General features: G+C 45.8%; 21 protein-coding genes and 8 tRNA genes. 15 read left to right on the forward strand and 14 right to left on the reverse strand.

The window, feature by feature from the left end; all coding sequences use genetic code 11:
* Window position 1 precedes the first annotated feature (1 nt).
* The 5 genes from KDW03_RS07280 to KDW03_RS07300 all read left to right on the forward strand — a co-directional run bounded on the left by KDW03_RS07280 (window position 2) and on the right by KDW03_RS07300 (window position 4,081).
* On the forward strand, window positions 2-1,468 hold the full coding sequence (locus tag KDW03_RS07280; RefSeq protein ID WP_271434426.1) for a PilN domain-containing protein: 1,467 nt from the start codon (window positions 2-4) through the stop codon (window positions 1,466-1,468).
* Window positions 1,465-1,953 (forward strand): GspMb/PilO family protein, encoded by a 489-nt coding sequence (locus tag KDW03_RS07285; protein ID WP_271434427.1) that lies wholly within the window; start codon window positions 1,465-1,467, stop codon window positions 1,951-1,953. Before KDW03_RS07280 ends, KDW03_RS07285 begins: the two co-directional genes overlap by 4 nt.
* A 7-nt stretch (window positions 1,954-1,960) precedes the next feature.
* Entirely contained in the window at window positions 1,961-2,476 is a 516-nt protein-coding gene (locus tag KDW03_RS07290) for a hypothetical protein (RefSeq protein WP_271434428.1), read from the forward strand.
* A 12-nt stretch (window positions 2,477-2,488) separates the two neighbouring features.
* On the forward strand, window positions 2,489-3,817 hold the full coding sequence (locus KDW03_RS07295; RefSeq protein ID WP_271434429.1) for a type II secretion system protein GspD: 1,329 nt from the start codon (window positions 2,489-2,491) through the stop codon (window positions 3,815-3,817).
* Between the two features lie 63 nt (window positions 3,818-3,880).
* Window positions 3,881-4,081 (forward strand): YgaP family membrane protein, encoded by a 201-nt coding sequence (locus KDW03_RS07300; protein WP_271434430.1) that lies wholly within the window; start codon window positions 3,881-3,883, stop codon window positions 4,079-4,081.
* Here the strand turns inward: KDW03_RS07300 and miaB are convergent, their stop codons facing one another.
* The 10 genes from miaB to ruvA form a co-directional block, all read right to left on the reverse strand.
* Entirely contained in the window at window positions 4,082-5,371 is a 1,290-nt protein-coding gene (gene miaB, locus KDW03_RS07305; RefSeq protein ID WP_271434431.1) for a tRNA (N6-isopentenyl adenosine(37)-C2)-methylthiotransferase MiaB, read from the reverse strand. It lies immediately after the preceding gene.
* 33 nt (window positions 5,372-5,404) lie between these two features.
* Entirely contained in the window at window positions 5,405-6,568 is a 1,164-nt protein-coding gene (locus tag KDW03_RS07310) for a tetratricopeptide repeat protein (RefSeq protein ID WP_271434432.1), read from the reverse strand.
* A gap of 115 nt (window positions 6,569-6,683) precedes the next feature.
* Complete coding sequence (locus tag KDW03_RS07315; RefSeq protein WP_408648303.1) at window positions 6,684-7,370, reverse strand: PHP-associated domain-containing protein; 687 nt, start codon at window positions 7,368-7,370, stop codon at window positions 6,684-6,686.
* Window positions 7,371-7,426: 56 nt separating this feature from the next.
* Window positions 7,427-7,759: a hypothetical protein gene (locus KDW03_RS07320; protein WP_271434434.1), complete on the reverse strand. Its 333-nt coding sequence runs from the start codon at window positions 7,757-7,759 to the stop codon at window positions 7,427-7,429.
* Window positions 7,756-8,673, reverse strand: a complete 918-nt coding sequence (locus KDW03_RS07325) for a CBS domain-containing protein (protein WP_271434435.1) — start codon at window positions 8,671-8,673, stop codon at window positions 7,756-7,758. The genes KDW03_RS07320 and KDW03_RS07325 overlap by 4 nt, the downstream gene beginning before the upstream one ends.
* Window positions 8,670-9,023, reverse strand: a complete 354-nt coding sequence (locus KDW03_RS07330; protein ID WP_271434436.1) for a hypothetical protein — start codon at window positions 9,021-9,023, stop codon at window positions 8,670-8,672. Before KDW03_RS07330 ends, KDW03_RS07325 begins: the two co-directional genes overlap by 4 nt.
* Entirely contained in the window at window positions 8,977-9,435 is a 459-nt protein-coding gene (locus KDW03_RS07335) for a SoxR reducing system RseC family protein (protein ID WP_271434437.1), read from the reverse strand. Before KDW03_RS07335 ends, KDW03_RS07330 begins: the two co-directional genes overlap by 47 nt.
* Before the next feature lie 340 nt (window positions 9,436-9,775).
* Entirely contained in the window at window positions 9,776-10,699 is a 924-nt protein-coding gene (xerD, locus tag KDW03_RS07340; RefSeq protein ID WP_271434438.1) for a site-specific tyrosine recombinase XerD, read from the reverse strand.
* A complete protein-coding gene (locus KDW03_RS07345) occupies window positions 10,690-11,457 on the reverse strand; it encodes an acyl-[acyl-carrier-protein] thioesterase (RefSeq protein ID WP_271434439.1) in 768 nt (255 codons plus the stop codon). Before KDW03_RS07345 ends, xerD begins: the two co-directional genes overlap by 10 nt.
* A complete protein-coding gene (gene ruvA, locus KDW03_RS07350) occupies window positions 11,454-12,053 on the reverse strand; it encodes a Holliday junction branch migration protein RuvA (protein ID WP_271434440.1) in 600 nt (199 codons plus the stop codon). Before ruvA ends, KDW03_RS07345 begins: the two co-directional genes overlap by 4 nt.
* Window positions 12,054-12,271: 218 nt before the next feature.
* Here ruvA and KDW03_RS07355 point away from each other — a divergent pair.
* The 10 genes from KDW03_RS07355 to KDW03_RS07400 all read left to right on the forward strand — a co-directional run bounded on the left by KDW03_RS07355 (window position 12,272) and on the right by KDW03_RS07400 (window position 15,286).
* Window positions 12,272-12,346, forward strand: a tRNA-Pro gene (locus tag KDW03_RS07355).
* A 5-nt stretch (window positions 12,347-12,351) separates the two neighbouring features.
* Window positions 12,352-12,425: transfer RNA gene (locus tag KDW03_RS07360), tRNA-Arg, on the forward strand.
* Between the two features lie 7 nt (window positions 12,426-12,432).
* A tRNA-His gene (locus tag KDW03_RS07365) sits at window positions 12,433-12,506 on the forward strand.
* Window positions 12,507-12,521: 15 nt separating this feature from the next.
* Window positions 12,522-12,595 (forward strand) — tRNA-Arg (locus tag KDW03_RS07370).
* 35 nt (window positions 12,596-12,630) lie between these two features.
* Window positions 12,631-12,703, forward strand: a tRNA-Lys gene (locus KDW03_RS07375).
* A gap of 5 nt (window positions 12,704-12,708) precedes the next feature.
* Window positions 12,709-12,790 (forward strand) — tRNA-Leu (locus KDW03_RS07380).
* 10 nt (window positions 12,791-12,800) lie between these two features.
* A tRNA-Gly gene (locus KDW03_RS07385) sits at window positions 12,801-12,873 on the forward strand.
* A 23-nt stretch (window positions 12,874-12,896) separates the two neighbouring features.
* Window positions 12,897-14,162, forward strand: a complete 1,266-nt coding sequence (locus KDW03_RS07390) for a trigger factor (RefSeq protein ID WP_271434441.1) — start codon at window positions 12,897-12,899, stop codon at window positions 14,160-14,162.
* 2 nt (window positions 14,163-14,164) lie between these two features.
* Window positions 14,165-14,249 (forward strand) — tRNA-Leu (locus KDW03_RS07395).
* Window positions 14,250-14,296: 47 nt separating this feature from the next.
* A complete protein-coding gene (locus KDW03_RS07400) occupies window positions 14,297-15,286 on the forward strand; it encodes an A/G-specific adenine glycosylase (RefSeq protein WP_271434442.1) in 990 nt (329 codons plus the stop codon).
* Here the strand turns inward: KDW03_RS07400 and KDW03_RS07405 are convergent.
* The 4 genes from KDW03_RS07405 to KDW03_RS12390 all read right to left on the reverse strand — a co-directional run bounded on the left by KDW03_RS07405 (window position 15,192) and on the right by KDW03_RS12390 (window position 20,889).
* On the reverse strand, window positions 15,192-17,792 hold the full coding sequence (locus KDW03_RS07405) for an ATP-dependent DNA helicase (RefSeq protein ID WP_271434443.1): 2,601 nt from the start codon (window positions 17,790-17,792) through the stop codon (window positions 15,192-15,194). The two genes, KDW03_RS07400 and KDW03_RS07405, sit on opposite strands and share 95 nt — an antisense overlap.
* A 4-nt stretch (window positions 17,793-17,796) precedes the next feature.
* The gene (gene cysS, locus KDW03_RS07410; protein WP_271434444.1) at window positions 17,797-19,197 is read right to left on the reverse strand and encodes a cysteine--tRNA ligase; all 1,401 of its coding nucleotides are present in this window, start codon (window positions 19,195-19,197) and stop codon (window positions 17,797-17,799) included.
* 340 nt (window positions 19,198-19,537) lie between these two features.
* On the reverse strand, window positions 19,538-20,686 hold the full coding sequence (locus KDW03_RS07415) for an ATPase domain-containing protein (protein WP_271434445.1): 1,149 nt from the start codon (window positions 20,684-20,686) through the stop codon (window positions 19,538-19,540).
* Window positions 20,620-20,889, reverse strand: coding sequence for a hypothetical protein (locus KDW03_RS12390; protein WP_408648304.1), 270 nt, complete (start codon window positions 20,887-20,889; stop codon window positions 20,620-20,622). The genes KDW03_RS07415 and KDW03_RS12390 overlap by 67 nt, the downstream gene beginning before the upstream one ends.
* Window positions 20,890-20,891 lie beyond the last annotated feature (2 nt).

Consider the following 20,891-nt stretch of genomic DNA (forward strand, 5'->3'; position numbering starts at 1 on the left):
CATGGATATACGGGCTCTATGGCATAGTCTTCTGGAGAGGCTTCATCTTCTTTATACCGTTGTGGATATTGGAGAGGAACTTCGTGTTCTGGAGGTGATAAAGGTTGGCCCGTGGAAGAAGGTTATTCATACCCATATGGAAAGTCTCTATGATGATCAGAGGCTTCTCTTTAGCATTCAGCGTTTTCTTGAAAAATATGCCACCTACCCTGTAAGAAGGGTTCTTTTTCTTATAAGCAGGATTTCAGTGATTTCTCAGTTTCTTCCTCTCCCTGATATTCCCCAGGATAAGCTGGGACAGGTTGTGGAGTGGCAGCTTTCCAAGCTTTTTCATTTCTCTGCCCAGGATGTGGTGGTTGGTTATCAGGTGGTATCTCGCACTCATTTTTCGGGGTCACCTGGATGGAATGTGCTTTCTGCAGTGATGAAAAAATCCGAACTCCGTCAGTATTATGAGCTTTTTGAGCAGGCGCATCTTCTTCCTTATGGGATAATCTATGGTGGACATCTCTGCCTTTTGCCGTATGTGCCAGATCGTTCTGATCAGGCTGAGGGGCTGGTTGTCTGGAAAGGACACAGGCTGTTTATGGTGATTGTGGAAAGGGGAGAGATTGTCCAGTATCAACAGCAGCTTCTCCCGGAAAATCGGCATCTTCCAACCGAATTGAAATCGATCACGCAGTTTTTTACAGAGTACATCAAACTTGGGGGTGGCTATCTTGTTAAGATTCATGTCCGTGCCCTTTCCAGAGAAGAGGAAGAGTTCTTTGTTGAGGGAATTCTTGAGACTATTAATATCTTAGCTGAAGGAGTAGAAGGAAAGCGATTCTTTACGCAAAGTAACCTGGTCCCGGAGTATTGGGATATGTATGCAGCATTCTCTCCCTGGTTTTCAAAAATGAAAGTCGCTTTTTCCCTGCCTCCTAAAGGGGAACGCAGGATACTCTGGGATGGACTGGTTAACTGGGGGAGGGCGATTTGCGCGCTTATCATACTCGCTGGTCTCGTATGGTCTCCTGTTTTTTGGTATACTCAGACCGAGTATAAACTCTATCGAGAAGCAGAGAGAGTGTTGTCGACAGGGGAGGTGGTACGGGATGCTGACCTGGAGAAACGGGTAGAAGAGGTGAGACAGCTTCAGATACTGAGGCAGTACCAGGAGGAAAAGGAAAAATACGAGAAACTGTTGATTGAAGCTCAAAATATTGGCATAGAGTCGTCTAATCTCAAGATGGCTATTGTTGCCCTTGCGCAGGCGTTGCCATCCGATGTACGACTTGTGAAATTTTCTGTTCAAAAGGGCAAGGGTGAAATTATAGGAGAGGCTAAAAGCTCGAAAGGTCTCCAGAGTTTTGTGCAGCAGATGATTCAGTCCCCCTATCTTATGAAGATTGCACTTGCTGAGGTGAAACGCAGAGATGCTGGCACGATTATAACCTTTCGAATTCTGTTTGAGGTGAGTCTATGAAAAGGATGATGGGGCTTGTTCTCTCTTTGGTACTGTTAGGAGGCGCCTCTGGAAGTGTTGCACTATTCTGGAATTATAGTAACCAGTCGAGGTACCTTTCGCTTCTCAAAGCGCAACAACGCAATACGGGAGATCTGGTGTTTCTCAAGAGAACCGTCAGCGCCCTCAAAACAGAATACGAAAATCTCAGTCGGGAAACTTTTGATGTGAAGACATCGGCTGATTTTATTGCCAATCTACCTGTTCTAGCCGAGTTTTCTGGGGTATCTCAGTTTACCATTCAGACGAGGGGAACAAAAACAGAAGGGAAACAGGAGGTTATGACCGTCGATATGGAGTTGGATGGCCGTTTTTCTGCACTTGCAAGCTTTATTGATATTTTAGAAAGGGCGAGACTTCCTATTCAGATAGAGAATCTCTCGATGGAGTATACTCCACGTTTAATCCATGCTACGATGACGCTTAAAATTTATTATCGTCGGTGAGGGAATCATGACAAGACAACAACAAACCCAGCTTTCGATTTTTCTTGTACTTTTTAACCTTGTTTTCTGGCCGCTGGTTTTTTATCCCCAGTTCCAGAGGTTTCTTGCCACCTTTCAGCAGGATGTGAATGTAGCACCTCAGGTGGTAGCTCGTCAAAAGACATCCTCGAGTATGATGCAGCGTATAGATTATGATACTCTTCGCAATATCTTTGAGTACGAAGAAGCGACATCCCCTCCTCCTAGAAATGAACGTACAGGAGAGCGTCCACCAAGAGAGAGAGAGATGAATTCCCGGTTTTCTCCTCCGATGTCTTCCCCTCGGGAGGGAACTCTCCAGCTCCGATCTATTCTTAATCTTCAGGGGAAATTGATAGCAACTCTTCAGGATGCTGTTTTTCCGGAGAGAATGTTTACTGTGGTGAAGGGGGATACAGTGGATGGGTATGTGGTGATAGAGGTTTCTCCAGATGCCGTGGTTCTCGAGAGAGGAACCCAGCGTGTTCGTCTTACTTTGGAATAGAAGGAGTTGGCTATGAAATGGCTACACTATGGGATATGGCTCTTTTTTGTTGGGAATATGATGATAGCTCAGGAGTATAGTTACGGTGGTCCGCCTGTAGGAGAATCATCCTCTGCTGAGCTCTGGTATCAGATAGAGGTTCCTCTTATTGAAAGTCAAGACGGGACCTTTTCAGCCAATTTTCAAAATGCCTCACCGAGGGAGGTGTTTCAGATTTTTGGGATGCAGATGGGACTCAATTTTGTCTTGAGTCCAAGAATTAATGAAAGCGTGACAGTTTCCTTTAAAAATGTGAATATCAAAGATGCGTTTAAGACAGTGATGCGTCTCAATCGGTGGTACTATCTTGCGGAAGGAAGTATTGTCAAGATCCTATCCCAGGAAGAGTACCGATCAGAGCTTCTCAATCATTACGTGGAGACACGGGTGTATGATGCCTCTATTCTTGATTTGAAAAACCTGCCCTCTGTTATTAAGCCGCTTCTCACGCCGGGAGTAGGTTTTATGAGTGTGGATCAGATGTCCTCCAAACTTGTCATCAGGGATACGAAGGCGAACCTTGAACGGATTGAAAAGGTGTATCGCGGGCTTTGTGAGGCTCCCAAAATGGTTGAAATCGAAACGCGAATGCTTGAGGTGAGACTGGATGATACGTGGTCAGCCGGAGTCAATTGGTCAGCCCTTTTTTCCGAAGGAAAGTGGCAGGTGGATATTTTGCCCCTGGCACAAGGGGAGAATTCGTCGGTGATCCGGATTAGTGGAGGGGAGAAGGGAGACATGTGGGAAGCAACAACGGCTCTTAAGGCAACCCTTGACAAAAATAATGTCAAAGTGATTTCTCAACCGAAGGTTTTGGCTGTGAATCGAGGAGAGTCAACGATTCTGATCGGAAGTAGACTTCCCTATCTTTCCGGAACAAATAATCTTTCTCTTGAGTTTCTCGACGCAGGGATTAAGCTTACCGTCAAGCCGATGATAACCCCTTCAAACCAGATTCGCATGAATCTGTATGTAGAGCTCAGTAGTGCCGAGTGGGTGACTATCCTTCCAGGATATCAGGCCCCCAAGGTTCAAACCACTTCTCTCAAATGTGATGTTCTTGCCCAAAGCGGGGATATCATTGTTATCGGGGGATTGGTCAAGAGCGAAAAAATCAAACGCAAGATCGGTGTTCCTCTTTTAGGGGATATTCCTGTGCTTGGGTGGTTGTTTTCTTACCAGAAAGAAGAAAATGTACGAACGGAGATGGCGCTTCTTCTTGTTCCCAGGATTGTCCTTTCATCACTTTCGGGTGAGCTTTCTCCCCAGCTTCAAAGGTTAACCAATGAGATGGCAAAATAAAATTTGACGAAGAAAGTAAAAAAATGTAAACTTTAAATAACACAAACTTCCAAGGAGGAAGATATGGAAAAAAACATGGGCACGATTGATAGGCTTATTCGTATCATTATTGCGGCAGTTTTGATTCTCTTGATTGTACTCAAAGTGATTACAGGTATCTGGATCTATGTTGCCGCACTGGTTGCTGTCGTGTTTATTGTGACATCAATGCTGGGGTTCTGTCCTTTGTACAAGCTTCTTGGCATCTCTACCTGCAAGGACTAACTAACACGGGGAAGCAGCAAGTCCACTTCCTTTGAGACCTGTAAACTTTACGGGAATAATGTCTCCCAGTGTGCATTCTCCTTCTACATACGAAGGAATGCCACTGAGAGACATCCCGAAAAATACGTTACTGTCGCGTTTACTTCGGTTCTCAATAAGAACGGTGTCTGTTTTGCCTATCCAGAAGGCGAGTCTTGTTTGTCGTATCTCTCGTTGAATCTTGATAAGTCCATCGAGGCGGGAAAGTTTCTCCTGTTCTGTAGTGTTGTCAGGTAAACGGGATGCCGGGGTGTGAGGGCGAGGGTTGTAGTAATAACAAAAAGCCTCAAGGTATTCCACTTCTTTTACGAGTAAAAGGGTGTCTTCGTATTCTTTTTCTGTTTCTCCGGGGAAGCCAACCATAAGGTCGGTACTGATCTCTACATCAGGGATAGTACGAATCCATCGTATCTTTTCAAGATAATCCTCCCGTGTATAATATCTATTCATCAGAGAGAGGATACGGTTATTCCCTGACTGAACAGGGAGGTGAATGAGGCGTGAGATGTTAGCGTGTTTCCCAATAATCTCTACCATGCTCTGGCGAAAATCCCGTGGATGGGATGTGAGAAATGAGAGCCTGGGGACTTTTACACTGCCAGCAAGGGTATCCAGAACATCTTCAAAACGTTTATCCTGGTCCTGGTAGCTATTGACATTTTGTCCGAGAAGGATGATTTCTTTGACGCCGCTCTCTAAAAGCTGTTCTGCCTGTTTGATAATCTCAGCAAAAGGACGGTGAACTTCCCGCCCACGAACATGGGGGACAATGCAGTAGCTACAGAAGTTGTCACACCCATGGCTTATTGGAAGATACGCCCGAAAGGGGGAAGAGCTCTGAGGAACAGCATCAAGGAATCGGTAATCGGAAAGGTGAAGAAAATCAGATCCCTTTTCCAGAAGACGGAGGTCTTCAAGGATTTTGTCTTTGTGGTAGGTTCCCCATACTCGCTTCACCACATCAGGGAACATGTCTTTTACCTCTTCTCCGCGGTTCTGGGCCATACATCCCATGAGGATGACGTACCGATCTTTGTCTGTTTCTTCCCGTAAGCCACGGTAAAATCCCAATCTTCCAATGACCCTGTCTTCTGCGGTGATTCTGACGCTACAGGTATTGATAATGACAACGTCTGCTTCGACGGGGTCTGTTGTTTCCTCATAGCCGTTCGATTGAAGAAGATGGCGCAAACTTTCAGCCTCAGCAACATTCATCTGACATCCATAGTTTTCGATAAGAAACTTTTGCATAGAACTCCCTTTACCATGTGTTTTCATAGAGTATTATTTTGAGAGATGCTGGATCTCGGGATCAAGAATAACAACCTTGTTGTCGATCTGGATCCCGGCAATGCGACCAAACATTCTGACCTTTTGACCGTTTCGAAGTTCACTCTGAAACCCTGGCATCTTGACTGTGGCAATACCCTCCACCGTGGCCTCATCAACAAAGTTGATCAGAAGATCAAAAGAGGTTTCTTTCCGCTGCTGGAAAAAGAGATTGGCAACAGTTCCTACCCAGTTGACATAAACGTCTCTATAGAGAAAAGGGGTACGAAGCACATCACGACAGGATGGATTGAAATCAATATTTTTGGGATCTGGTTTGGGAACAAAACTTTCAAATATCCTTACGTGTTCTTTTACCTGCTCGCTTGCGTTTGAGTTGAGGAGCTCGTTTATGAGAATAATTGCCTGATTTCGTTTTCCCTCGTAGATGAGATCTTTGAGCATCTCAAATTTTTTCCCCACTTCTTCTTCAGTGAGCTTGATGGAGTATTTTTGTCTCTCTTCGACGAGTTTTTCAATATCCTGGATAGAATACGATTCAACCATGGTGCCCATCTGCCGAAAACGCATCTGCTGATACCTTTGCGCAAGATTGATAAGGGAGGGATAAATGAGGAAAAAGAGGAAAAATACCACCCCTATCATCACTATGGGAACCACAAAACGCCAGAGGGGATGACTTCCTATGTTCTCCCAGAAGGGGGCTTGTCCTTCCCTGGGGAGAGTAAAAAAGACAAAATCAGACCAACTATGGGTGGCGAGCCAGCTTTCAAGATTTTCTGACCGGAGAAGCTCCAAGTTTTTCTTGAGGAGAGGATGGTTTTCCTCACTATAAAGCGCATCGAGAAGACGGGTTACTGCCTCGTCGGTTTTTTTTCTTTTGAGGAGAAGGTAAGCGAGGGCATTTTGTATCTCTATGTCATGAGGAAAGATGCGCGCCAGTCTCGAGAGAATACGCTCTGCTTCCTGGTCCTTTCCGATCATGAGATAAAGAAATCCGAGCCACTTTTCAAGAGGCGTTTCGTCACCGTATTCTTCGATAAAAATGGCCAGTTCCTCAAGAAGTGGTGTTTCCTCTGAAGTGAGGCGTTTTCGCCTTAGGACACGATAAACCCATCGTATCCAATCAATGTGTGTTTTTTGCTTTTTTGGGGGCATGCTTCCTCTCTTTTGTTGATATTATATTATAGTAGGAGAGAAAAGAAAATGCAAATGAAAAAGAAACTGGTGATTCTTGGGAATACTTTTAGAAGATAAAGGGGTGGGGTAGTGGTTAAATATTTGAAGGGAAGATGCCTGCTTTTATTTGACGCTCGTGGAGGGCTTTGCAGAATCCTTGCCATGATTTTTCCTCGGTATCGATGGTACTGACGAGTGTACCGATAGCTTCAGGAAAATGGGCATCGGAAGAAGAAAGACAGGGATAGTCCTCTTTATTGGGAATAGGAAAGGGAGAAAGCCAGTAGTATCTTGAGAGTTCAATGGCATCAAAGCGCGTTTTTTCCTGGGGAAGGAGAAAGCCAAGGTTATCCAGAAGGCCACTACCCGGTCTATCGATGTGGGAGGGGATGGCCAGACCATTGTGTTGATGAATGGTGTCTACAATCTCTTCCAGGGTATAGGAGCATGCCTGACCAAGATACACGGAAACCTCTCCCAGAATCACCTCGTTTTCGTCAACATAGACCTGATCACCGTATTTTTCCGCGTCATAAGGAAATTCTGTCAGAGAAGGGTATATCCATTGTCCCATATCCAGAGCCTCTTCGAGGTGTTCAAAGAGAGCCAGGATATGGACTTCTTCACGGGAGGTGATTTCAAGTCCCGGGAACACAACAATATTTGTGTTTTTTGCAAGGGAGAGAAGGGTTGGGCAATTTAAGGCAGTGTTATGATCGGTAAGCGCGATGATATCAAGATTTTTTGCCTGTGCCTCTTCGAGAATACGGCGAGGAGACATTTCCAGACTTCCACAGGGAGAAAGACAGGAATGGATATGGAGGTCAACTTTTAGGGTCATGCGTTGAGGATTTTATGAACTTGATAAGAGGCCTGGTATTGATTGAGGCTGGTTCTCAGCAGGGGCAGAGACTCGTTATCAGCAGCCTGCACCATATCCTCTGGGATTTCTCGATGGTTGCAAATGAGGATAGCTGATGCTCCTACCATGGTGGCCACAGCGATGGTGTTTTTGTGCGCCTGGATAGTGATGAGAACACATCCTTCGTCAGCGTTTGCCATCACATCACTGAGAAGATCAGAGGTGTAGCCTGTTGTCACTTCTCCATCAGCATAACTCGTGTTGATGATCTCAAAATTCAGGGTTTTTGCCAGTTCGGTTACGGTCATGGTTTTCCCTCCAGATAGATGATTGATTGTATTTCTGTTCCTTTCCCAACCTCTGAAAAGATATGAAATTCATCGGAGACACGTTTGGTGTTGGGGAGTCCCATGCCCGCTCCGAATCCAAGAGAACGTATCCATTCACTTGCTGTAGAAAAACCTTCTCTCAGGGCGGCCTCGATGTCGGCAATGCCAGGTCCATCATCTTTTGCAATGGTTTCGATTTTTTTATCGTCTATGACGAAACGCATCTTGCCTCCAACAGAGTGTATGACAATATTCATTTCAAGTTCGTAAGAGGCGATGGAGGCGCGACGAATAATGGCAGGAGGGATTTTTTTATCTTTGAGGATCCTTTTGAGTTCAAACGAAGCCTGACCCGCATGTTCAAAGTCGTAACGTTTGATGATAAACTCCCGGGAGATTGCCTCTGAAACCTCAGATTTGTCCTTGATGCGGTTTTCGAGGGTTTTTATCTCTTTGTTGAGTTCGGAGACAAGGGCAGAAAGGATATCCCGGCTGGTAAGTATTCCCACGAGTTTTTTGTCCCTGTCGATGACGGGAAAACGCCGATACGAAAACTTGTTAAAAAACGAAAGGGCAAAGGAGAGGGGCATGTCATCTTCGAGGACAATGAGATTGGTTACCATGTGGTCTTTGACTTTGTTTTCAATATACCCACCATCCAGGGCGTTGATGATATCGTTGACGGAAACAATCCCGACGAGCTGTTGTCCTTCAACGATGGGTACTCCTGAGATCTTTTTGTCTTTCATGATGTGCTGTACGGTGCGAAGACTATCCTCTGGAGTGGCCGTGTAGATTTTTTTCTGCATGGCGTCTCGTACCTTGAGGCGGAGAAGAATCTCCATCACGGCATTGGCAGATTTTTCGGTATTGATGGGGATAGGATTTTTCATTGACTTCTCCGTGTAACAGGAAAAATCTCCCCCAGAAGCACGCATGTCTCATACATGGGGTAGGCTGTTCTCAGGAGATTAATGTTGTGCTCGTGGCAAAGTTCAAGAAAATCGGAAGGGACTTGTTTTGCATTGGTGACGAGAATGGTGGGAGCTCCCACCATGTACGCGGTGCGTACCACCTGGGAGTTTGCAAGGTTACATACAAGCAGGAAATCTTCAATTTCAGTTGTAAGCACATCACTCATGAGTCCAGAGGCCACCACCCCCTTGAGAGGGATGGTGTTTGCCTCATGGAGTATTTCACATTGTAATGTTTTCTGGATATCGTGTATAGTGGCTGATGTCATCAAACACCTCCGCAACACTTTCTTTTGGTATTATACGAAATCGTCGTAGAATTCTTGGGCTAAGACAACGCAAAATGCAAAAATACATACCTATAACAGAGAGGGAGACAAGAACAGCCCAGGGAGTCGGCATCCATTGATGAAGTAATGCACTTCCTCCAATGAGTAAGAGGCTTGGCAAAAGAAAAAGAAGTGTGGCAATTTCTATAAGAACAGATTCTCGTACCTCTACCCATACCTCTTCGCCTACCTTCCAGGTGTTTTTGGTCCAGATCGTGAGCGTTCGTTCACCTGTCTCTATGTGACAATGTCCGTGAAGGCTACATTGGTTGCATGAGGAGGCTGCATGCTCCAGAATATCAACCACAATATGGTCGGGATAGCATTGGCGGATTTTTCCAAGCTCTTTCATCGTTTTCCTCCTTATTCTTTAAGAGTGCCTATAGTATAGGCAAAAAACGCTTTTTATGCAAACTTTTTTGGATATTTTTTGTAATCAAATAGTACATAAAAAGCCAATATGAGAACATAAAATTTGCAAAAAAGTGGTTGTTTTTTTATGTGTGCGAGGGTTTATTTTTTTGGTGTGAGAGGTTTTTACGTATTGAGAGTTTTTATAAAAGCCAGTGAGGCATGTTTTTTCATTCCAGGGAAAGGAGATTCCTTTGGTCTAGGGAAAACCATCATGATTGGCGAGTAAGCCCTGGATCTGGTGAAAGGTATAAGGTATATTGTCTCTTCTGGGTTTCAGTCTATGATTTTGTTTCAGGGTCTTTTTCTCCTTGTTCGAGGGGGTGATACGTAGCATGAGTTTGTTGAAGGTAGGTGCTGGATACGTGGGTGTAAATCTCTGTGGTGGAGATATCGGCATGTCCCAGAAGCTCCTGAACCCCTCGGAGATCAGCTCCCTGGATGACAAGATGGGTGGCAAAACTGTGTCTGAGGGTATGTGGGGAAATAGTGGTCGTGATGCCTGCGCGGCTTGCTCGTTCTTTGACAATACTCCATACAGAAACACGACTGAGGGGTCTACCCAATCTAGAGAGAAACACCTCGTCTCTTTTCTTTTTTCCGACAAGGAGGGCAGCCCGGTAGGGAAGATAACGTTCGAGCCAGCTCATTGCCCTGTTTCCGAGAGGGACGAGGCGTTCTTTGTTGCCTTTGCCTATGATGCGGAGGAGTTTTTCGTCTTTGTGGATGTGGTGAAAACAGAGATGACAGAGTTCTGAAACCCGTAGTCCGCAGGAGTAGAGAAATTCGATGATGCAACTGTCCCGTATCTCCTGGAAGTTTTCCTCCTGGGGTCTGATCATCGCCTCAATCTCTTCGAGGGTGAGATAGGAGGGAAGTTTTTTGATATATCGAGGGGTTTCCATGAGTTCGAGGGGGTGATAGGGCATCCATTCCATGCGTACGAGAAATGAGAAAAAAGCTTTGAGACTTGAGATTTTTCGTGCAACACTGCGAGCCACCAGGCCCTTTTCATAGAGCGTGATTACAAATTCCATAATATCTTCGTACGAGATTTGCAGGAGAGAAATCTTTGATTCTTCAAGAAACGAGAGAAAATCCCCAACATCCTGACAGTAGGACAGGATGGAGTTATGGGCTAGCTGGCGTTCATGGGTAAGGTAACGCTCAAAGGCGGCAAGGATCTCCGGATGATTTAACTCCATAGGGTTTTAGCTCTGGCAATGAGAGTGTTGTCATGCTTTCGTATAAGCGTATGAATGATTTCGGTTTCTTCAGGGTTGATCTCGGCAATGGAGAAAAGATGCTCTTTTTCAAAACTTTCAGTTAGGCAGTTGAGCTCTAAGTAGCTTGGGGAACGTTTCTTGTAGAGTTCAAGAGGGATAGCTTCTTCCATAAATTCAACGTAGCTTGCTGTATTGGTGTGACCATTGAGGTCTGTATCACTTCGGCGAACGATGATGGGACATTCGTATCGCAAAGGGTATTCGTTCATGTTGAGGGTGTTCCATCGTGTGAAGGAGATATCCCACCGTTTTGGGATATTGTCCTGGTAGAGGTTTTGATAAAGATCAGTAAGAAAAGCAGGTGGTTTGACGGGTTTGTGGGTTTTGAGGTCGAGGATCACCCACTGCGAGGTGGCACGTCCGAGTATTTCGCCTGTAGTGGACATAATCTCATAGTCTCTGTAGACATAGAGACTTTCGCGAGCAGCGGGCCAGGTGCAGAGAGTGAGTTCGGTGAGGGTTTCGAGATTTTTTGGAACATCGATACACAATCGTAAGAGAGCCCACGTCAAACCTCGCTCAAACATGTTCTGGAAATCAATGCCGAGCTGGTAAGCGTGATCATCGGCTACCTCGAGAAGATAACGGCACAGGCTCGCGAGGGTGATGGTACCGATGGGACTTTTCTCAGTAAATCGAAAATCAAACGTAGTTTGACATCGTGCTGGCGGTGTCATGATGACCTCCGTGAGAGAATAGCTAGCAGAAGTTTTACCTGATCTTCAAGGGGAAGTTGCTGCTTTGTATGATCCTGCCAGAGAGAGTCAATAGCTCGGTTTGCCTCCAGGTCGCTGTATCCCAGAACACGCAGGGCCATCAAAAGTTCCAAACGATGGGTAGAGGGAGTAGAAGCTTTTCCGCCTTCTTCCGGTAGACGCTTCATCCGATCCTGAAGCTCAAGGATGATGCGAGAAGCCGTTTTTGGTCCTATGCCTTTGATTCTTGCCAGTCGAGAACTCTCTCCTTGAATGATGATGCCTCGGAGCTCTGATGCGGAGAGTTCGGAAAGTATTCGGAGAGCCTGTTTTGGACCTATTCCCGTTACGTCTTGAAGCGAGAGAAAAAGCCTTCTCTCAGAAGCATCAAGGAAACCATAGAGGGCTACCTCTGTTTCCCGGATCATGAGGTGTGTGTAGAGGATGGTTGATGTACCCTCGGTAAGCTGGCGAGAGACAGACGATGGAACGGTGATGAGAAAACCAATCCCCTGGTTTTCCAGAACCACACTTTCTTCATTTACCTCGACGATAGTCCCTTTGAGAAAGGAGATCATGCTAGCCTCTTTTGTTAGATAATAAAGTATCATAGGACAAAAAGTAAAAAAAAGCAATTTTTTAAAAGGAAAAAGTCTTTTTTTCTTACTTTTTTGGGAAATGTTTTTGGTTTTTGTTCTTGGCTGTAAAGAGAAAATTTTGCTGTTTCTATGCCTGCTTTACTTGACAAACAGAGATTTTCGCTTTACAATATACTTCCACAATAACTGATGGAGTACGGGGCGTAGCGCAGCTCGGTTAGCGCACCTGCCTTGGGAGCAGGGGGTCGGTAGTTCAAATCTACTCGCCCCGAATAAGGCGCCTGTAGCTCAGCTGGATAGAGCAACAGCCTTCTAAGCTGTGGGCCACAGGTTCGACTCCTGTCAGGCGCAACACGTGGTGGGTATAGCTCAACTGGTGAGAGCACCGGTCTGTGGAACCGGGGGCTGTGGGTTCAAGTCCCACTATCCACCCAGAGAATACAGAACGCGTCCGTAGCTCAGCTGGATAGAGCAGTGGACTTCGAATCCGAAGGCCGCAGGTTCGAGTCCTGCCGGGCGCGCAGAAAGATAGAGGCAAGAAGATAGATAATACAATGGGTTGTTAGCTCAGATGGTAGAGCAGCTGACTCTTAATCAGCGGGCCGCAGGTTCGATCCCTGCACAACCCAGATATGCGAGTGTGGTGGAATTGGTAGACACGCCAGACTTAGGATCTGGTGCCGCAAGGCGTGAAGGTTCGAGTCCTTTCACTCGCAGGCGTCGTTTGCGGGAATAGCTCAGTTGGTAGAGCGCTACCTTGCCAAGGTAGATGTCGCGGGTTCGAGTCCCGTTTCCCGCTATTTTTTTTAACAGGGGTTTTTCATGGAGATTGTTGTTCAGTCTTTTCCCGATTGTTATTCGGTGGGTTTTGTTTCATGGTCGGTTTTTGAGGTTGCCGAGCTCTGGCAAAAAGCGCTTGTTCGTGTTCAAACAAGCGTTGATGTTCCGGGTTTTCGTAAAGGAAGAGCCCCATTTGAGATTATTGAGCAGCGCTACGAGGATGTCATCAAAGAGGAAGTTGAGAAAATAGCCCTCCAGGAGGGAATGCATACCCTCCGAGCTGAACATAATTTGATGGCTCTCTATGATTACAAGGTTGCTTCCGAGGTAAGTAAAAATGCTCCTTTGAGAGTTGTCTTTTATTTTGGACGAGAGGTTGTGGTAAACCGTGGGCTGGATAGCCTGAAGCTATCTACGGTTGAGTACGAAAAGGTGGAACTTACCGAGGCGGATATCAATGAGATGATCAAACGGGATCTTGTGCAGCCTGAGGAGATTTCTGCTAAGTCTGCGAAGGGTGATGTTGTGCATCTTCTTTTTAAAGGCAAGTCGGATCCTGTGGTGGTTCGGGTTGATGATATACCAGAAAAACTTGTGGGGAAAAAGGCTGGTGAAACGGTAGTTCTTAACTGGCAGGAAGTTGGAAACCTTATTTTTGACGTTCTGGAAGATATTAAACAAAAAGGAGAAACAGAGGTTCAGGTTCTCAAGGTTCTCCGACCTGTTGAGAAAAACCTCTCCGATGAGAGTATCTATGCTCATACCCCCTTCCAGACGAGAGAAAAGTATGTAGAGTTTTTGAAAAATGTCATGCAGCGGGAGATTGATGCCATTAACTATCGTAAAAAGCTGCAAGCTCTTAAAGATGCGGTCAAAAAGGATCTGGATATTGAGCTTAGTAAAGGTTCTCTCTATGATGTTGTGGAAGATGAGTTTAAGAATTGGTTTTTCTCTCACTTCAAGGCTTCGGTATCTATGAAAGATGTTCTTTCGGGGAAAGAACTGGCAGAGGATTTCCAGAGGATGCTTCAGGAGCACTACGAGAATCTGAAGTTTTACTTTGCGGTTCTTGACTATGCCAAGAAGAATAATATCGAGGCTTCACAGGACAAGATCTCCCGTGTTGTGATGCAAAAGGCAAGTGAGGCGGGAGAGGATTACAAGGACTTTGTAGAAAAGATGACCAAAGAGGCCTGGGATGCAGCAGTGGCACAGGCTCAGTTTGATACAGCTATTGAAAAGATTATGGAGAACATTACCTTCAAGGAAAAGAAGGTGATTCCTTACATGGAGTATGTAGAGAAATAAACGCCGAAGTGGCGGAACTGGTAGACGCGTCGGACTCAAAATCCGATGGGAGCTGATCCCGTGAGGGTTCGAGTCCCTCCTTCGGCAAGACCCATAGGTGAAAGCCTATGGGTTTTTTCTTTTTGGGAGGGATGATGAAAAAAGCTTCCGTTTTTGATCGTTTGATGGAATGGTTTTTTCGTAGTCGGCGAGATCTTCCCTGGCGGCGGGATCGTTCTCTGTATAGTGTTCTGGTTTCGGAGATGATGCTTCAGCAGACACAGGTTTCAAGGGTTGTGGAGTATTATGGGCGTTTTTTCAAACGGTTTCCAACACTTGAGACACTGGCGGAGGCTTCGCTGAATGAGGTGTATCAGCTTTGGGGTGGGTTGGGATATTATCGGAGGGCTCGTTTGCTTCATGAGGCGGCGAAGTCTTTGGTGAAGGATATCCCGCGGGGAGAAGCATGGGAAAAACTTCCGGGGATAGGAAAATACACTGCAGCTGCTGTACGCGCGTTTGTATTTAACGAACCGGTTGCTGTTCTGGATGCGAACGTGAAAAGGGTTTTGGCTCGTTTCCGGGGAGTACTTTCCTCCCATGAAAAGCGACTCTCTGAGCTTATGCAACTTTTGGTTTGTTATGGAGTCAAAAGGGGATATGAACCCCGGGATGTGAACGAGGCATTTATGGAGCTTGGTGCGCTCGTTTGCAGCAAAAAACGGGAGTGTATGATCTGTCCGTTGCACCTAGCCTGCTGTACCTTTCTCGGGGGAGAGGAACGCTATCTTGTGGTGGAAAAGAAGAATTACCTTCGTGTAGAGGAGAGGTGTGCTGCTTTTTTAAGACCAGATGGGAAAGTGTGGCTTGTTCCCAGCGAGCGCTGGAGGGAAGGGCTCTGGGATCTTCCTTTGTTACGGCAACGGAGAGGAGAGGCTTTGGGAGGATTTGCTCTTTCGTATGGGGTGACGAATCATCGGGTGATGAGGCATGTTGAGGTTTTTCTCGTTGAGGATGAAAAGCCGGATCAGGAGGGGAGATGGGAGGATGTCACGGGGTGTTCTCTTGCGCTGGGTTCTCCGGCAAAGAAGAGTCTTGAGATGCTTTGTGAGTTTGTAGCCATGCTGAAAAATTTGCCACGATAAACGATTCTGCTTCCCGGCGGAGTTTTTCGTAGGAACCTATGATAATCCTTGCTGGTGGTAGTGATTTTTGAAAGATGGTAGCATAGCGTTTAAAGACAGTTCTCCCATCGAGGATGAGGACAATGCCCCGGTCATTTTTGCTTCGGATAAGGCGTCCTATTCCCTGCTTCATTCGCAGCAGAGCTCGCGGCAGAGAGTAATTTAAAAAGGCATTTTTTCCATTGGCTTCGAGAAGTTCACATTTGGCTGCGGGAATGGCATCGGAAGGACTATCAAAGGGAAGTTTCTCGATGATGACACAGCGAAGATTGTAACCACGGATATCAATACCTTCCCAGAAACTAGAGGTGGCAAATACAGCAGTACGGGGATTCTTTCTCATTGTGGTGAGAATAATGTTTTTACGAGTTTCTCCCTGGGCCATAGGATGAATGCCTTCATGAGCAAGCTCTTCTTTGAGTTTGGTGTACGCTTCTCTTAATCTCTGGTGTGAGGTAAAAAGCACGAGGGTTCCGCCTTCGTTCATGAGGATGTATTCCTTGATACAGGAGAGGAAAAACTCGTCAACTTTGAATTCTCGAGGGGTTTCAAGGAGGTGGATCTGGGCTTGTCTTCGGTAGTCGAACGGGGAAGGCAGGCTGATGGTTTCTATTGGACGGGTAAAGACGCCGTTTTTTAGACCGATGCTTTCCTGGAAGTAGGTGAATTCTCCGTTGACAGAGAGGGTAGCAGAGAGACAGATGGTGAAATGTTTCCGGAGAAAAATGCCTCTCGAGAGAAACTCTCCAACCTCCAGCGGACTATGACAGAGGGTGATGTTTGGATAGCGTTGATTGGAAGAAACCTCAATCCAGCCAACCTCGGTGGGTTTGCGTTCCTGATCGAAAAGAATTCTGTACACGGTGGCAATATCATTGAGGCTTTGAATGCGTTTGTCGAGAGAGGCAAAAAGAGGGGGAATGGTAGTATCGGATGAAGAGTTGGTAATGAGATTTTTGAGTTCATTCCAGTAGTAAATGTAGGAGCTCACTTTTCTGGCAAGTTCTTCCAGCCTTATGTTGAGAAAATGGAAGAATTCGCTTTTTTCAACAGCTTCTGTGATTCGGATTTGAAAGGAGGAATTTTCAAGTTTTCGGTAGTACGTGAGTCCGTTGTGGATGAGAGAGTGAATACCCTCTGTAAGTTCACGATGACAGGTGAGAAGTTGTTCTTTTTGTTTTTCAAAGTCCTGTTGGGCTTCAACGTATGGGGGTTTATATTTTTTAAAAAGATGGGCCAGGAGTCCCCGGGGAGATGATTTTTTATCCTCGTGGTAGAGGCGACCAAGTTTTTGGAGAAGTCCTCTGCACGAAAGTTCAACGCTTTGACTTTTGAGAGCTACATCTTCTAAATGATGGGCCTCATCAAAAACAACAGCGTCAAATCTTGGGAGGAAGGAGATATAGGTTTCAGGATCAAGAGAGGAAAGGATAAGCGAGTGGTTTGCGATAATGATCTGGGCTTTTTCGGCTTTGAGATAGGCTCTCTGGTAGAAGCAATTGCCAGCAAAAGGACAGCTTTTTCCCTGACAGGTTTCACCATCGCTTGCGATTTCTTCCCATATCTCGTTGGGGATTTCTTGGTGAAAATCTCTTCGGGTTCCACTCTCACTTGTTCTTGTCCATACATCGAGGGCTTCGATGAGGGCTGTTTTGGCTTTGGCTTCCTCGGGGTCGTCGAAGAGGGAGGAAATACGTTCTCTATCTGCGAGGAGATCTCTGAGCTTGTTTTTACAGAGGTAGTTAGATCTTCCTGTGAGGACAGCGTATTCTGCCTTTTTGCCGGTAAGTTTCTCGGTGATGTGGAGAACCACAGGCAGATCTTTTGAAGCTATCTGGTCTTGAAGATGAATGGTGTGTGTCGAAATGATGACCTTTTTGGCATTGGAGAGGGACCACAGGACAACGGGTATGAGATAGGAGAGAGATTTTCCTGTGCCGGTACCGGCCTCAGCGAAAAGGATGGATTTCTGGTTGATGGTTCGGACAATGGCACTGATAAGTTCTACCTGTTCGGGACGATTCTCAAATGATGGCATGTACTGGGAAAGAGCGCCGTTTGGTTGAAAAATTTCACAGGTGGCTTCGAGGGAAAGTTTTTGCTGGGGATGAACGGGGAGAATAATATTGACGAGTTCACACAGGTTATCGATGATAAAAAAACCCATACCAAGGTTTTGAACTCTTTGAGCTATGTCGAGATCATTGAGTGATGGCTTGAGGTTTTTGTGAGGGTCGGGATCAAAGGGTGGGTGGTTGTGAATGAAGACATCCCCTTGTAAGCTGCGGTGAAGGTTATAAGGAGTAGCAAGCTCGTTCCCATAACCAACAACCTCCACTGAGGTGACAACCCCCTTGTCGTCAATGAAACCACACAAGGCAACCTCGTTTTCATTATTTTGTTCAATGTGGTTGCGGATTGTTGCTATCACCTCGGGGGTAAAATGCCTGGAGGTCTGGTCTATCATCGGGTTAGAGCCTCTTCCACACCGGTCCCTGAGGAGTATCCCGAACCTCTATTCCTCGTTTGAGCAGCTCCTCTCTCAAGGCATCAGCTTTGGCGTAATCTTTGTTTTTCTTGGCCTCAATGCGAGCCTGGAAAAGGGCTTCTTCCTCGGGGGTGAGGGTATCAGGAGAGGTTTTTTCGATGAACCCAAGGACTTTTTCAAGAGAAAGCACGAAATCCATGATTTCTTGAGCATTGGTTTTGGTGGCGTGGGATTCATGTTCATAGAAGATACGGATCATTTCAAAGAGGTGTCCCATGGCTTCGGCAATGTTAAGATCGTTATCCATGGCTTCTTCAAAAGCCTGTTTCTTTGTAAGAAAAGCCTCATGGAGCAATGAAGAGGCTTCTCCCTCTCTTTGTACCTGTCGAAGGGCAAAAAGAAAATCATCTATTCTTTTGAGAGAGGATTCTGCCTGTTTGACGAGATCGAAGGTAAAGTTGAGGGGTTTTCGGTAGTGGGTAGTAATAAGAGCGTAGCGTATAGCCCTCGGTGAAAGACCTCTTTCGAGAAGATCTCTGAGGGTGTAGAAGTTACCCTTGGATTTGGACATTTTTTCGCCGTCAACGATGAGATGGGTAGCGTGAAGCCAGTAACGAACAAAGGGCTTTCCAGTATGACATTCTGACTGGGCGATCTCGTTTTCATGATGAGGGAAAAGGTTGTCAATTCCACCACAATGGATATCGATGGTTTCTCCGAGCAGAGAGAGGCTCATCGCTGAACATTCGATGTGCCAGCCCGGTCTTCCTTCTCCGAAAGGTGAGGGCCATTTCACATCCCCATCTTCAGGGGTCCATTTTTTCCAGAGAGCAAAGTCACTTACGGAATCTTTTTCGTATTCGTCAGCACTGAGTCTCCCGCTGGCTGCCGCCTTGAGGCTTGTAGGGTCGAGGTGGGCAAGTTTTCCATACGAGGGAAAGGTAGCAATCTTAAAGTAAACGCCGTCTTCTGTTTCGTAGGCGTGACCTTTTTTAAGAAGATCCTGGATAATCTCGATCATCTGAGAAACATATTCGGTTGCTGCCGGGTAGGAAGTGGCGGGGAGGATTTTCAGGGTGGCAATATCCTCGAAGAAGGCTTTTTTGTAGATATCGGTATACTCACGTAGACTCATGTTTTGTTGTCGAGAGTTTCGGATCGTTTTGTCGTCGACATCCGTAAGATTCATCACATGATTGACTTCATAACCCCGGTAGAGAAGCCATCTCTTTAAAAGATCCTCAAAGAGAAAGGTGCGGAGGTTTCCGATATGGGGATAGTTATATACCGTGGGACCACACGTGTAGAGTCTCACCTTATCAGGGACAAGAGGGACAAAATTCTCTACTTCTCGTGTGAGACTATTGTAAAACCTGAGAGGCATACAAACTCCTTGCTTTTGGTTAAGATTACTTTTTTATATACAGTGTAACTCTTTTTCTTAAAAAAATCAAGTAAAGCGGAAGACTGTTGTGATGAGAGCTATTACCTTATTGCAGTGATATTATGATGAAAACATTCGTAAGCAAGAGAAGATTCTTCTTTTAGGGAGGGTTTTATTGAAAAAATTGTTTATTTCTGGTTATGAAAAAAGAGAGAAACTGCATGTCTTACAATATGTTTATGAGACCCCATGAAGGGATAAGACAGAACCTTTGTGTCAACAATACAATCTTTTTACCTTGTGTGTATCTGGAAAAAGCCTTTGAAATTTTAAGAAACCATCAGGAGGAAGAAAGATGGGAGAGGGATTTCTTTGCATTTTCTATGAGGAGGGCAAGTTCCTGGATATGGCGGAGGGGTTTGACTCCTGCGGTTTTATTGGTTTTGACCCCATAGGGGTAGAAAACCTCCGAAAAACCCAATTTAAAACCTTCCTCTATACGTTTTTCACCCCCACGCACGAGCCGGATCTCTCCGGCGAGTCCCACCTCCCCAAACACTAGCCACGAGGGGGAAAGGGGTATCTGGGTATACGTGGAGATGAGAGCAGCGATTACAGCAAGATCAAGTGCCGTATCGGTAATATCGATACCGCTCGTGATATTGACATAGACATCAAGTTTGGAGAACTGGTAGTTTAACTGTCGTTCGAGGACTGCCAGAAGGATGTAGAGCCTATTGATATCAAACCCTTCAGCGGTTCTTCGGGGATAGCTGAAGGAGGATGGCACAGCAATCGCTTGAACTTCGACGGGAATTACTCGATTTCCATCGAGAAGAGGGTAAAAACTCACTCCTGTCGGGAGACTGTCATATTCGTGACGAAAAAGGGAGGCTGTGGCACTTAAAGAATGAATTCCTGTAGAAGTCATCTCAAAGATTCCCCATTCATCAGTTGCGTAGAAACGGTTCTTCAGACTTCGGATAATACGATAGAGTCCTTTTTTGTCCTGTTCAAAGAAAAGCACCGTATCCACAAGGTGTTCGATAATCTTGGGACCTGCAATTTGTCCGCTTTTGGTGATGTGTCCTACGAGAATCAAGAGGATGCCATGCTCCTTGCATGCTCGCACGAGGGTTTGGGTAGACTCACGTACCTGGAGAACACTTCCAGGGGGAGAGGTGTAGCGGGAGAGCTCAAGCATCTGGACAGAGTCAACGAGAAGGATATCCGGTTTTTGTTTGGAAAGAAACTCAAGTACTATCTCTACTCGCGTTTCGGCAAGAAGCCAGAAATCCCGTGTGATTCCCAGACGACTTGCCCGGAGTTTAATCTGCGAAGCAGACTCCTCGCCGTGAAGGTAGCACACGCGGTAGTCGTTTGCAAAAATATTGGCAAGATGCAGGAGGAGGGTAGATTTTCCTACGCCTGGTTCTCCAGCAAGGAGAATGGTTTGACCCCGAACAAATCCCCCAATGACGCGATCCAACTCCTCTTCTCCCGAGAAAAGACGAGGCAATTCTTCTGTTTGGGCAAGAGAAATAGTGGTATAAGGAACCTCCCCGGAGGTTTTTTTTCTTGTTCTTGTACCTCCTCAAAACTATTCCACGCTCCGCACTCAGGACATTTCCCCAGCCACTTTGTGGAACGATACCCACATGAGGTACAGTAGTAGAAGATTTTTGATTTCATGT

Origin of the sequence: Thermospira aquatica, assembly GCF_023525255.1 — a bacterium.
GTDB classification, from domain to species: Bacteria; Spirochaetota; Brevinematia; order Brevinematales; family Thermospiraceae; genus Thermospira; species Thermospira aquatica.

Coding starts and splice junctions, on each gene's coding strand:
- KDW03_RS07315 (WP_408648303.1), bottom strand. CDS start 7,370: ATGTCTCCTCGCCGTATTCTCGAAGAGGCACAGGCAAAAAATCTTGAT.
- KDW03_RS12390 (WP_408648304.1), bottom strand. CDS start 20,889: ATGAAATCAAAAATCTTCTACTACTGTACCTCATGTGGGTATCGTTCC.
- KDW03_RS07285 (WP_271434427.1), top strand. CDS start 1,465: ATGAAAAGGATGATGGGGCTTGTTCTCTCTTTGGTACTGTTAGGAGGC.
- KDW03_RS07300 (WP_271434430.1), top strand. CDS start 3,881: ATGGAAAAAAACATGGGCACGATTGATAGGCTTATTCGTATCATTATT.
- ruvA (WP_271434440.1), bottom strand. CDS start 12,053: ATGATCTCCTTTCTCAAAGGGACTATCGTCGAGGTAAATGAAGAAAGT.
- KDW03_RS07335 (WP_271434437.1), bottom strand. CDS start 9,435: ATGAAAGAGCTTGGAAAAATCCGCCAATGCTATCCCGACCATATTGTG.
- KDW03_RS07405 (WP_271434443.1), bottom strand. CDS start 17,792: ATGATAGACCAGACCTCCAGGCATTTTACCCCCGAGGTGATAGCAACA.
- KDW03_RS07390 (WP_271434441.1), top strand. CDS start 12,897: ATGGAGATTGTTGTTCAGTCTTTTCCCGATTGTTATTCGGTGGGTTTT.
- KDW03_RS07345 (WP_271434439.1), bottom strand. CDS start 11,457: ATGACACCGCCAGCACGATGTCAAACTACGTTTGATTTTCGATTTACT.
- KDW03_RS07295 (WP_271434429.1), top strand. CDS start 2,489: ATGAAATGGCTACACTATGGGATATGGCTCTTTTTTGTTGGGAATATG.
- KDW03_RS07290 (WP_271434428.1), top strand. CDS start 1,961: ATGACAAGACAACAACAAACCCAGCTTTCGATTTTTCTTGTACTTTTT.
- KDW03_RS07330 (WP_271434436.1), bottom strand. CDS start 9,023: ATGACATCAGCCACTATACACGATATCCAGAAAACATTACAATGTGAA.
- xerD (WP_271434438.1), bottom strand. CDS start 10,699: ATGGAGTTAAATCATCCGGAGATCCTTGCCGCCTTTGAGCGTTACCTT.
- cysS (WP_271434444.1), bottom strand. CDS start 19,197: ATGCCTCTCAGGTTTTACAATAGTCTCACACGAGAAGTAGAGAATTTT.
- KDW03_RS07310 (WP_271434432.1), bottom strand. CDS start 6,568: ATGCCCCCAAAAAAGCAAAAAACACACATTGATTGGATACGATGGGTT.
- KDW03_RS07280 (WP_271434426.1), top strand. CDS start 2: ATGGATATACGGGCTCTATGGCATAGTCTTCTGGAGAGGCTTCATCTT.
- miaB (WP_271434431.1), bottom strand. CDS start 5,371: ATGCAAAAGTTTCTTATCGAAAACTATGGATGTCAGATGAATGTTGCT.
- KDW03_RS07400 (WP_271434442.1), top strand. CDS start 14,297: ATGAAAAAAGCTTCCGTTTTTGATCGTTTGATGGAATGGTTTTTTCGT.
- KDW03_RS07320 (WP_271434434.1), bottom strand. CDS start 7,759: ATGACCGTAACCGAACTGGCAAAAACCCTGAATTTTGAGATCATCAAC.
- KDW03_RS07325 (WP_271434435.1), bottom strand. CDS start 8,673: ATGAAAAATCCTATCCCCATCAATACCGAAAAATCTGCCAATGCCGTG.